Source organism: Parashewanella curva, assembly GCF_003675895.1.
In the GTDB taxonomy this organism is placed as follows: domain Bacteria; phylum Pseudomonadota; class Gammaproteobacteria; order Enterobacterales; family Shewanellaceae; genus Parashewanella; species Parashewanella curva.
In genome coordinates, this window is record NZ_ML014841.1 from 1 (window position 1) to 12,913 (window position 12,913).

Here is a 12,913-nt window from a genome sequence, read left to right on the forward strand (position 1 = left end):
GGGTAATGGCCAGCCTAATTGGCTCAACTTAAAGCGGCTTAAGATTTCTGAAACCGTTGCTGCACCAATGTTTAAGCAGCCAGCGATATTTCTGTTTGATAGCTGACAGTCAAACTTCAGCCTTAACAGCTCTCTAACTTTTTTCATTTCAATTCTCTTTCTAGACATTTCTTTTCCTTAAGCCTGAAATAAACAGGATTAAGGATAGTTAGCTATTGGTTTAAAAAGAGAAAAATGGATTTCGCTATTATCCGATCACTCATTTCGGACTTAAGCAAAAAATGATCGGACAATACCGAATTCGATGATCGGATTATGCCGAAATAGGTGATCGGATAATCCCGAATTCAGTGATCGGATAGCCCCGAATTATGCAAATATTTAAGGGATTTACCATCAACACGATACAGAGTCGATGGTTCTAAAAAACTTTTGTAACTTACAAAGAACTCATCACTATCCCTTTGAACATTAGATACGCTTATTGAGCCGTTTTCAGGGAATGGAACCACCGAGTCTTGCCACTTGCCATTTTCATCTTGTTGATAGCGAACCAGTTTACTTTTTACGTTATCTAACCAATTAATAAATACTGAATTTTTGGTAAAACTAATTCCAGAAATGGCTGTAGTTTTTGTCGGCTCAGCAAATAAGGTAAAGACAGGCTTTTGAGCAATCAATTTATCAACTGGAGTGAATACTATAGAACCTTGCTTAATAGTTTTACCATTTGATTTTAATTCAGACTTGAGTTCAATGAATAAATTACCTTTAAAGTAGCCTGAAATATCGGCATCTTTTGGTAATGGTAAATCTATCAATTTGCCATTTTGATAGGCTTTATAATCTGCCGTATAAAATGTAGTGCTGTCATACACCAATGGCAGTGGCGTTTTATCATCATAGGCGACATAACCACCAATCGATACAGAGCTTTTATCGCCAGCAAATACAAGTTTAGCTTTTGAAAGCGGTTCACCACGTTTCCATATTTTTACAACTCGCGGATAACCTGAATCGGTCATACTTTTACCGTCTCCAAAATCGGTACCAACAAACAATGTATCTTTGTCAATCCAAGATACATTAGATTTGGCTTCTGGTAAGAAAAACGGCTTTTCTGATTGAGGAACAAATGAGTTAGTAGAAAGATTAAACTCTCGAACTTCTACAGCATCGGCTCCACCACGTGAAAGACTAACTAAACACCTTTCGTTTTCAGGGTACTGGCAGCGCATTCCTTTATAAACCCAGTTAACCCCTTCTTTTTTTCCTAAGGCATCGATATCAAGAACAGTTTCCCACTTTGGATTTTCTTTTAGATATTCATTCATCGTGGTGCGGCGATATACTCCACGAGTATTATTTTCATCTTTCCAGAAATTATAAAGATAATCACCACGTCGACTAGCATATGGAATTCGAGCTTTAGAGTTGTAGACAGCAAGGCTATTCTCAACCAATTGATTAAATTTTGGGTATGCTTTTATCTGTGTGGCAGAATTTTCATTTTTTTTACTTACCCATTGCATTGGCTTCTTGCCATGCACATCTTCGAGCCATTGAAATTTATCTTCATGTGCTTGCGCAGAACCGATAGCTGCGATTGCACCTACAAGAACGAACGGCTGTAGATTTTTATTCATTGTTATATCCCTTTTAAAATTACCCCCGTAATATATCAAATCAGCATATTTAATAAACATATATCAACAAATGAGTAGCTTTGCGTTATGAAATAAGAGAAAGGGAGGAAAATAGTACTTTACTATTGGCACACATGAATAAGTCATTAGATTTGGCAGTTGCAGAACTGCCAAATACCATGCATAGGAAGATGTATAAAATTAATTAATTCATTTATTTAGATTGGCTTTGGTTCAAAGCTTCTTCGACTACAGAAAATACTGTCTGGTCAACTCCTAGGAGCTCTTGCCCTCTGGCACCAAAGCGCTGCACGAAGTCTCCATATCTATCAAAACCACCCAATTTTGTAATAGCGAGCAAACGTGGTAACTGAGGCAATAACTGCCTTATTGAGTTTGGAATAGTGATTACCGCTATCTCATGACCATTTACGTTTGATATTCCCCAGTTCGCTGTTGCATAGAGATCATTATTAGTAATGTCCTCAGCACCATTAAAAAATTTGAGGTTAATATTTTCTGAACTACCATTTTCCTCTAGGGTTATTGAATTCAAGTCACCTTTAACAAAGGCAATTTTGAACTCTTCTTTAGAGAACTTATAAGCAAGTAAATGGGTACCATTCAGCGGAGTATCATTTCCAATCGTACCTAAATACAAAACGTCCGGTATTTCATCAACTGTTGCTTGATATATATATCCAGATTTTGTTTTTGTATTGAAATAAGTTGAAACCTTCTTTGCACCTTTAGTTCGAACATTAGGCCTAATAACATCAATATAATTGCATAAATTACTGATTGGATCATCGGCTTGAGGAGAGCAATTTCCTGTATCTTCAAAGATAACAGTATTAACTAAAGGAACAACGTTTGTTCTATATGCAAAAGAAGAATTATTGTCTGGAAATGTAATGTCACTGCCCTTAGTCGCCTTTGCCCACGAAGAAATACCGCCAAACCCGTCCATTAAAATACGAACAGGTAATCCTTCAATGAAAAACAAATCTGATGTTAAGACGTAATCCAGCTCTTTGTATGTACGGTTTGTTAATTCCAAACCATTGATTTGTTCGCTAACTGCTCCAATCTGAATTGTTTCATCAAAAAATTTATGATCATAATAGATACTAAGTGAAGTAAGAGAGTCATTGGAACTGGTAATACCTAAATAACCATTTTTACCTAATACGCTCGGCCTTTCTATTGTTTCATTTTGTGCTGGTTTAAAATAATTTTGGAATTCAGTTAGGACCCCATCATTGTAACGAAGACTAGTCGTTTTAAGTTCGTTTAAGTCTTCATGAAATCTAATCAAATCTGCACCAGTATTACCGTTAAAAGTGAAGAATAAGTTAACACTTGTCGCATCATCTAATTCTTGATTTAAGTAATTTTCGTAGCCTAAATCCCCAGCTTCATCATCCGATGAGTCATTATTGTTTACTACTTGAGAGCTTGTTGATGTAGAGGTAGTTAATCCTAGTGTTGGGCTGCTGCGATACTTATCAAGTCTACGCCAAACTCGGTAAGTAATGAGTTCATGAAGGTACTTACCTGATAAATTACTTAAATCACTATTCTGCTCGATTAATTCACTACGGCGAGAGTAATCGGCAATATAATCCTGAGAAATGGTTTTATATATTTCTGCTTCATGCTTTTCAAACGGAGTAGCATCTGAATCATTTTTAATTTCTAAGAAGTCCATACAAATGTCGAGATCTGTCAGCATCGCTAATTTCAATGCATTTTTAGCTTTAGGTTTAGTTACAGTTGAACTTATCTCTTGGCTTAGTAAGCTCGACATAGGGCTGATGTTTTCACAACCTACTGGAGATACCATTTTAAACTCAACTTCTGATTGTTTTGCAGTTGCTTTCATCTTTGAGTCAAGTGCAACATTTGCTAATAAAGGGCATTTCATGTCTAGTTCGTTCGAAAAAACAAATCCGTCTTCATTTGAGGTTGATTGCTTTTCTTTTATATCACACAGCATATTTTTATTGCAGTCAGAACAAACGACAACATTTTGCATGTAATCGTCAGCGATTACTGCTATGGCAGTACCTTTGTCATTCGAAGATGAGCCATCATTACAGGCAGCCAGAAATAGTGAAAAAGCAGCAACAAACAATCCGTTGTATGACATGATCTACTCCAATACTTACTAACATCATTGAACATCAAAGAGGAATTACTTGATCTCACTTCAATGCCGATCGCTATTAAGCTTAGCAAGAATAAAAAATAAGACCTGATTTTTTATAGGAAAGAGTAGAAGAAGTAATGCAACCTTTATTTGCACTACTTCTTACTTAAATAGCATTAATTTAATTCTGACAGCATCTGTTGACGGATGTATTTTACAGGCGCACTTCCATAGCTTAGGAATTTTTCATGAAATTGGCGTAAGTCAAACTTACTGCCTAATCTTTGTTTATATTCTTCTCGGAAATCATAAATTTCTCTATAACCCGAATAGTAACTGGTTAGCTGTACTTGGCTCAACGTCGCACGACGCCACTTTCCTTCAGCTTCAGCACGTTCTTGGAAAGCTTCATTCATCAATAAATCCAAGCCTTGCTGTTTAGTCATACCCTTAACTTGAATGCTGTAATCCAAAATGGTGTTGCATATTACCCGTAAATTCCACTTGTAATACATTAACCACATTTCAGGTTCAAAGTTACTATAGCCTTCTTCAAGCATCATACGTTCTGTATAAACAGCCCAGCCTTCAACCATAGCACCATTACCGAATAAGCTCTTAACTAAGCTTGGAGATTCATTTGAATATACCAGCTGAGTGTAATGACCAGGTATTGCTTCGTGAATATTTAGAATTTGCAAAATCCAATGATTATATTCACGCAAATAGCTTTCTGCTTGTGCCTCAGTCATTGCATCAAGTGGAGTAACATTATAATAAGTATTACCATGCTTATCGTAAGGGCCTGGCGCGCTAATAGATGCACCAGCAAAACCACGCATATACGCAGGTGTTTCACGAACGACTAAAGGCTTAGATGGGTCAAGCGTGATCAATTGTTTTTTATTAACAAAATCTACAAGCTCTGGAATTTGTTTTTTTACTTCAGCCACAAAGTCATCACGCTTAACGTGCCTTACAGATAATTTATCAATAAGCATACGAACTGCCTGCTTTTTATCTGTTGGTTGTGGTTCAGAAAAATACTTTGGCCATAATTCATCTGTTAATTTAACCATTTCCGCTTGAACACGGTTTTTATCAGCTACGGCTTTAGTGTAAAGTTGTTTAGCCGTCATTCCAGATTGGATATCAAGCGCAAATTTTTGTTCGTACAACTTTTCGCCAATACGAAAACTGCGAGCACCATTTTTAGTTAGATCTTTTTCTAAATCTAGAAGCCAAGTGACATAGCCATTGATCGCCGTTCGGACTCGCTTAACTCTCTGAGCAAACAATTTTTTATCAGCATCAGATAAGCCAGATGCTTCAGCTTTTTGGATGAGTTCATCAGAGAAGACTCCAAGTCCTCCTTTATTTTGTTGAATCGCTAGCTGCGTATGCTCCAAAGTTGGGTTAAAAATATTGTTTTTTGCTGCTTGATAATAATCAGCTACATATTTCATTCGATTAAGCACAGATTTTAATCTGTGGTCGAGTGGTGCAAAATCTTCATTGATGATTTGAGCAAAGCCACCAGCAACATTATATTGTGCAGGGTTCCATTGCCATGCCTTAGCACTGTTAATCCCCCACTCGACTTTATCAAGAACATTTTCAATCAAGCGATAATCAATGGACTGACTAGTCGTTAAGGTAGAAAGCTTAATTTGTTTTAAAGCATCACGCTGCTTTTTAACAAAAGAAAGTGTTTGAATTCGACTGTTTTCATTAGGGATAACCAGCTGATCATCATATTTATGATAACCACTGTATATTGCCCATGTTGGAAATTGCTTCCAAAGGTTTTCGATAAACTGATCAGAAAACTTTACGAATGCTTGGTTTTTAATTTGGGTTTGCAGAGGAGGCTGAACCGGTTCTATGTTAGAAGAGCCACTACATGCAGTGACTCCGACTATTGCTGTTGTGAGCGCTAAAGCTAATAAGCTCTTTTTCATTATTATGTCCCTAACTATTTTAGTTTGAAACATAATACTGAATTAGATTGTTAATACAATGATGCTTCACCTTCTGGTCGTGTTTTTAGTACTTTTAAACACCACATGTATTGTTCAGGATGAGCCATGATTGAACGTTCAATCATATCATTTAAACACTGAGCTTCAGACTGCTTACACTTAATGGAGTTTAAATTGCAAGCAGCCATCACTTCGACTTCGAAACGATGATTTTGTTTTGAATACCCAACACAAACAGGCAAAACAACAGCATTACCAGCATTTGCTAGTCGACCAACTACGGGCAATGTGGCCTTAACTGTATTGAAAAATGGAGCTAGTACACTTTGCTCTGGACCTAAGTCTTCATCAGGCAAGTAAAAAAAACTTCTATCTTCTTTTAACGCAGAAATCATAGCACGAATACCTGCTTCTCTTTTATAGACATGGCCACCATGACTACTACGTATTTTTACAGATAACCACTGGAAAACAGGGTTTCGATGGGCCTTAGTCATCGCCATCATGGGTAATTCAGTACTTAATCTTAAACCTGCATGCTCAAGTCCCCACACATGTGGAGATACAAAAATTATTGGCTTGCCATCATCGCGAGCTTTTTTGATATGTTGATGACCTGTTAAAGAGACTGACGACTGAAGTTTCTTCTTATTACAAGTCATCAATTCAGTTTGAGCCAATAGCGTCATCAAAAAGTATTTAATATTGTTTCTAACTAAAGTTTCAATATCATCATCTGATTTCTGAGGGAAACAAGCTTTGAGGTTGGCTTTACATATTTTAACTTGTTTTTTTGAGAGCTTATAAACGAAGTTTGTAAGTCTAGAGGCGATAAACTCTCTAGCTTTAGCTGGAAGCAGACCGATTAAAAATAGTATCGCGACGCCGACCCAAGAAAGCCAATGCTTAGGGTGTAATAATTCTGCTTTAAAGTCGCAATTCAATTTACTTTTTTTGCAGGACAAACTGGCTTCCTCAATCATACAGCTATATTTATAATTATTATTTATGGGTAGAGTACCATAATCTAAACACTTATACAGAGATATGTAAATCAATTGTGACTAGAATAAGTATTCTAAATTATACCCTAATGTAGAGTATAAAAAATGAAGAAAGTTCAAAAATAAGTGAGTCTATCGGAAAAAGAGAAAGACCACCGATTAGGTGGTCTTTAGTAAGGATTTTAATTCGCCGCGTTAGATTTTTCTACACGACTTTTCAACTTTTGCCCGGGGCGGAAAGTAACCACCCTACGTGCAGAAATTGGAATATCTTCACCCGTTTTTGGATTCCTTCCCGGTCTTTGATTCTTATCCCTAAGGTCAAAATTGCCAAAGCCAGATAGCTTGACCTGCTCACCATTTTCAAGTGCTCCACGAATTTCTTCAAAGAACATCTCAACAATCTCTTTAGCTAACCGCTTGTTGATACCAAGCTCTTCAAAGAGATGTTCTGCCATTTCGGCTTTGGTAAGTGCCATACTTTAATCCCTCAACGATGCGTTGAACTCTTTTTTAAGAACAGAAACTATAGACTCAACTTGCTCTGTAATTTCTTTTTCTTCCAGTGTACGAGTAGTGTCTTGTAATGTCAGTGCAATAGCTAGACTCTTTTTGCCTTCTTCGATACCTTTACCTTGGTAAACGTCGAACAGGTTTACTCCAACTAACTGATTATCGCCTACTTTTTGAATTGCATCAACAATATTTCCAGCTGAGATGGAGTCATCTACAACAACAGCAATATCACGTCTGTTCGCAGGGAATTTAGAAACAGTTTGTGCAAAAGGGATCTTCTGTTGCAACAAAGCATCTAATTCAACTTCGAAAACAATGGTTTTTCCATTCAAGCCAAAAGGCTTTTCCAAACTTGGATGAATTGCACCGATATAACCGATTACTCGATCATTTCTTAGTATTTCAGCAGATTGCCCCGGATGTAGCGCAGAATGCTGACAGGCTTTAAAAGTAAATTCTGAAGCGTCTGCTGTCAAGCCTATAATCGCCTCTAAATCACCTTTAAGATCGAAGAAATCAACGGCTTTGCTTTCCATTGACCAATGTTCGTCCATATTAGTGCCCGCAATTACGGCCCCGATCATTTGTTGCTGACGAACACCAGACTCTTCATTTTCATCTGGTACAAATCGTAAACCTGTTTCAAACAAGCGTACACGACCTTGCTGACGTTTTTGGTTGTATGCCACGGTAGTCAAAAGACCAGTGAACATAGACAAACGCATTACCGACATTTCACTAGAAATCGGATTTGGCAGTTCCATAACTTTTTGTTCTGGATGAACCAACTGCTGCAATTTAGGGTCAACAAAACTATAAGTAATCGCTTCTTGAAAGCCACGAGTGATTAACGTTTGACGAACTTTGCGAAGTGGTAAGTTTACTTCTTTGTGATCGGACATAACCAAACATGCGTGCGGTGCTGTATTTGGAATATTGTTATAACCATAAATACGAGCAACTTCTTCGATCAAGTCATCTTCAATCGCCATATCGAAACGATAAGTACGAGTCGTCACTTCCCAGCTATTATCTTTACCTTCAACTGTGAAACCTAATAGCTGCAAAATCTCTACTACATCAGCATCACCAATGTGGTGACCTAAACGGCTATCTAAGCGAGAGCGACGAAGTGTAATCGTGTTTTCAGTTGGCAATTCTTGTTCAGCAACAGCTTCTACAATCTCACCGGCTTCACCGCCACAAATGTCTAGAATTAAACGAGTCGCACGATCCATTACTTTATGTTGGATTTGTGGATCAACACCTCGTTCAAATCGATGTGAAGAATCAGTATGCAAACCGTATTGACGCGCTTTACCACGGATTGCCATTGGCGCAAAGAATGCGCACTCAAGAATGATATCTTGAGTCTCAACGGTAACGCCTGAAGCTTCGCCACCAAAAATACCCGCTAATGCTAATGGACCATTATCATCAGCGATAACCAGCGCTTCATTAGCCACAGTGATTTCATTGCCGTCAAGTAAAGTCAGCTTTTCTTCACCATTTCCATAACGTACTTGAATGTCACCAGTAACTTTAGCTTCATCAAATGCGTGCATCGGTTGACCGAACTCAATCAATACATAGTTAGTTACATCGACGATTGGATCGATTGAACGAATACCACTACGACGTAACTTTTCTTGCATCCATAAAGGCGTTTCCGCTTTTACGTTAATACCTTTTACGCTACGAGCCAAATAACGAGGGCAAGCCGATGACTCAGTAACATTGACACTTGGCTTACCAGAAGTGGTTGCAGTAACGGCTTCCCAAGTTGGCTCAGTCGCTGTAGTACGGTTAAGTACAGCAACCTCACGGGCTAAACCAACCATACCTAAACAATCTGCGCGGTTTGCAGTTAGGTCTACATCGATGATTTTATCATTTAGATTTAAATATTCACGAATATCTTTACCTACAGGAGCATCCTGTGGCAGCTCAATAATACCGTCACTTTCAATATCGATACCTAGCTCAGTGTATGAGCAAAGCATACCGAAAGATGGTTGACCACGAAGTTTTGCTTTTTTGATTTTGAAATCGCCTGGTAGTTTTGCACCTACCATTGCAACCGCAACTTTTAAACCTAAACGGCAATTTGGCGCACCGCAAACGATATCAATCAGCTCTTCTTCGCCCACATTAATCTTAGTAACACGAAGCTTGTCCGCATCTGGGTGCTGACCACACTCAACTACTTCACCAACGACCACGCCAGTAAACTCTTCAGCAACTGGAACTACACCATCAACTTCTAGACCAGCCATGGTGATTTGTTCTGATAATGCTTCAGTATCAATAGCAGGATTAACCCACTCACGAAGCCATGATTCACTAAATTTCATTGTATCTTTGCTCCGTTATTTAAATTGCTTAAGGAAACGTAAATCGTTTTCAAAGAATGAGCGTAAGTCGTTTACGCCATAACGCAGCATGGTAAGACGCTCTACGCCCATACCGAATGCGAAACCAGAATATTTTTCAGGGTCAATTCCAACGCTTCTTAATACGTTTGGATGTACCATGCCGCAACCTAATACTTCTAACCAACCATTCTTACCTTTTACATCCACTTCTGCTGAAGGCTCAGTGAATGGGAAATAAGATGGACGGAAACGTACCTCTAAATCATCTTCAAAGAAATTACGTAAGAAGTCGTGCAAGATACCTTTTAATTCTGCAAAAGTAGCATGTTCATCCACCATCAAGCCTTCCACCTGATGGAACATCGGCGTATGAGTTTGGTCGTAGTCGTTACGGTAAACGCGACCTGGAGAAATTATACGTAATGGCGGCTGCTCTTGTTCCATAGTGCGAATTTGAACACCTGAAGTTTGAGTACGCAGTACTAACTTAGGGTTAAAATAGAAAGTATCATGGTCAGCACGTGCTGGATGATGTGCAGGGATATTCAAGGCATCAAAATTATGGAAGTCATCTTCAATCTCTGGGCCTTGCTTAACACTAAAGCCTAATTCACCAAAGAAAGTTTCAATTCTTTCAATAGTTCTAGTTACTGGGTGCAAGCCACCAAGCTCAAGACTGCGACCTGGTAAAGTTACATCAATGCTTTCTGTTTTTAGCTTTTCAGCGAGTAGTTCAGCTTTAATGTTCTCAATTTTTGTATTTAAAGCACGTTGAACGCTTTGCTTAGCATCATTGACGGCTTGACCAAAGGCTGGCTTTTCTTCAGGAGACAAGGTAGCCATCATACGCATCATTGCGGTGATTTGACCTTTTTTACCTAAAAAATCAACTCTGATGTCATCCAACGCTTTCAAATCGTTGGTTTGCTCTATCACTTTTAAGGCTTTAGATACGATGTCTGTAAGTTGTTGCATTGTAGGTTCCACTGCATACCAAAACTAAGATTCAGAAAAAACTCTGATCCTAGTGAAAACATACATATTGACGGATTTAAAAAAAAGGAAAATTTTACGTTATCACAGCGTTTTTGACTAGGGGCTAAGGCTTTTTTTCTTTGTAAAATCGAAGGAATACAAAAACTGCTTTAAGAATAAAAAATTCCTTGGTTTACATGACTCTAGATAATTAGAAAAAATACTGGTTTATTGCACACAATTTCGAGCCCTAAAATGTAGGATATATATAACAATAAAAACATTTAGACTACAAATGCACCACTCAGATCACAAATACTAAATTGTTAGTTAAGCTTTGTCTCTTATGGTCGATTAAACTGTGTGCCTAGACACAAATCCCTTGCATTCATAGCGGATAAGATATTTATGAAAGAAGTAAAATTTCGATGGATTGACGGACTGTTAATCCAAATGACCGTAAGACAGAAGTTCATTGCCTTGGCATTTTTTGCAATATTGCCATTAATTGTGCTGACTTACATAATGAGCGTTCAAGTCAATAACGCCCATATCGAGCGATATCTTGAAAATCAAGTTGAGTCACTCAATCAACAAATGAGAATCATACAAACTGTAGAACTTGAAGCTTTGTCTCAACTTAACATCGAAGGAAAATTAATCGATATAGCCAATTTATCCCATGAGCAGAAAGGGATTGCTCAATCGGGTGGTGGCGTTATAGAAAACACAGCAATTAGTAAGGTTTCACCAGACAAAAAAGCGTTGATCAAACCTATCGATTTAGAAAGCCAAAATCTGATAGAACATGTTCAATATATCTATTACATCGCGGCTTTATGTGTATTATTTGTAATAATTTCAATTTATTACATTTCAACATTTATTCGTGGTGCGCTTTATACGACAGTTAATGCTCTTGATACTGCTGCTAAAGGTGACTTAACTCAGCGTTTGAATTTCCATGTTGTGCCAGATGAATTTAGTATTCTTGCTGTAAGCATCGACTCTTTAGTTGAACGTCAGCACAACCTAGTTCAACAATTGATGGCTGCCACGACCAAAATTCGTGATGTTGTCATCGATTTTCGTGCGGGAGCTGAACAAGGAAAAAGCTTAGCGGCTGATCAACGTCAACACCTAGATTCACTAGCAACCGCTATGGAAGAAATGACAGCAGCGGTGAAAGAAGTTTCTAGAAATGCAGAACAATCTGCATCTGAGACTCAAGAAACCAATCATCAGATCACGGTCGGCTCTCAGGATATTTCCAGTACGGTATCTGTTGTTGGGGCACTGGCACAGGATATTACTAATGCTTCTGACGCAGTTCATGAGCTCAACGACAATGCATCACGTATTGATGAAGTGGTGACAACCATCAATGCTATTTCTGAGCAAACTAACCTACTTGCACTTAACGCTGCAATTGAAGCAGCCAGAGCTGGTGAACAAGGGCGTGGCTTTGCGGTTGTAGCAGATGAAGTAAGAACTCTAGCTGGTCGCACCCAATCAGCAACCGTTGAAATTAAGTCTATGATCGAGTCATTACAACAAGGTGCAAGTGCACTGACTCAAGTTATGGCAAGAACGGTAGAACAAGCTGAACAAGGTAAACAATGCATCATTAAAACGGGTGAAGACCTTACTTCTATCGCAAATAAAAGTGATAATGTACTAGACATGAGCGTATTAATTGCAAGCTCTGCTGAGGAACAATCTGCTACTGTAAACGAAGTCGCCAGTAACTTGATGGAAATTCGCAACCAATCGCATGATGTAGAAAGTTCAGCCCAAAATGCTGTGATAGGATGTGATGATTTATTTGCTACCGCAGAACAACTTGATCAACTTCTTGTTGGTTTAAAAGTCTAACATTTATTTACTTGTATTTTTACTCAGGGAGAACATTGTTCTCCCTTTTTTATAAATTAATTACTTGCTCTTACTCAAAGCTTTCTTCAACGTTTCTAATGATGTAATAGAAATAATTATTTCTGACACCTCTTCAACAATACTGCCCATCATTCCATAATACTTTTGTGGCTGCTTGAAGATAAACTTTGCATTGGCTGTCGATTTCTCACCTAAAATAAAATCATTTTTTTCAACACTCACATTGAAGTCAACACCCCCTATATCCATAGGTATCTACACAATGTGATCACTTTCTAAGCAATTAAACTTTTTCATGGAACTGTTTGAAAAAGTGGCGATCAGATCTGCAAATTCCCTTCAACTGACGATAAAAATGGATTTGTTT

At 38.1% G+C, this 12,913-nt stretch carries 8 protein-coding genes and 2 pseudogenes; 1 reads left to right on the top strand and 9 read right to left on the bottom strand.

Translation table 11 applies throughout. The annotated features are described in order from the left end of the window. The 8 genes and pseudogenes from D5018_RS22190 to pheS form a co-directional block, all read right to left on the bottom strand. Positions 1-168: pseudogene (locus D5018_RS22190) on the bottom strand (IS21 family transposase); the annotation flags it as partial. A gap of 215 nt (positions 169-383) precedes the next feature. Beyond that, positions 384-1,646: pseudogene (locus D5018_RS18735) on the bottom strand (prolyl oligopeptidase family protein); the annotation flags it as partial. Between the two features lie 214 nt (positions 1,647-1,860). Then, positions 1,861-3,798, bottom strand: a complete 1,938-nt coding sequence (locus tag D5018_RS18740) for a hypothetical protein (RefSeq protein ID WP_121840516.1) — start codon at positions 3,796-3,798, stop codon at positions 1,861-1,863. Between the two features lie 176 nt (positions 3,799-3,974). Next, the gene (locus tag D5018_RS18745; RefSeq protein ID WP_121840517.1) at positions 3,975-5,759 is read right to left on the bottom strand and encodes a DUF885 domain-containing protein; all 1,785 of its coding nucleotides are present in this window, start codon (positions 5,757-5,759) and stop codon (positions 3,975-3,977) included. A gap of 50 nt (positions 5,760-5,809) precedes the next feature. Further along, entirely contained in the window at positions 5,810-6,745 is a 936-nt protein-coding gene (gene lpxM, locus D5018_RS18750) for a lauroyl-Kdo(2)-lipid IV(A) myristoyltransferase (protein WP_243637470.1), read from the bottom strand. 221 nt (positions 6,746-6,966) lie between these two features. After that, positions 6,967-7,263, bottom strand: a complete 297-nt coding sequence (gene ihfA / locus D5018_RS18755; protein WP_121840519.1) for an integration host factor subunit alpha — start codon at positions 7,261-7,263, stop codon at positions 6,967-6,969. 3 nt (positions 7,264-7,266) lie between these two features. Continuing rightward, complete coding sequence (pheT, locus tag D5018_RS18760; protein WP_121840520.1) at positions 7,267-9,654, bottom strand: phenylalanine--tRNA ligase subunit beta; 2,388 nt, start codon at positions 9,652-9,654, stop codon at positions 7,267-7,269. A 15-nt stretch (positions 9,655-9,669) separates the two neighbouring features. Beyond that, entirely contained in the window at positions 9,670-10,650 is a 981-nt protein-coding gene (pheS, locus tag D5018_RS18765) for a phenylalanine--tRNA ligase subunit alpha (protein WP_121840521.1), read from the bottom strand. 408 nt (positions 10,651-11,058) lie between these two features. Between pheS and D5018_RS18770 the strand changes: the two genes are divergently transcribed. After that, positions 11,059-12,525 (top strand): methyl-accepting chemotaxis protein, encoded by a 1,467-nt coding sequence (locus D5018_RS18770; RefSeq protein ID WP_121840522.1) that lies wholly within the window; start codon positions 11,059-11,061, stop codon positions 12,523-12,525. Between the two features lie 60 nt (positions 12,526-12,585). Here the strand turns inward: D5018_RS18770 and D5018_RS18775 are convergent, their stop codons facing one another. Next, positions 12,586-12,795: a hypothetical protein gene (locus D5018_RS18775; protein ID WP_121840523.1), complete on the bottom strand. Its 210-nt coding sequence runs from the start codon at positions 12,793-12,795 to the stop codon at positions 12,586-12,588. Positions 12,796-12,913: the final 118 nt, after the last annotated feature.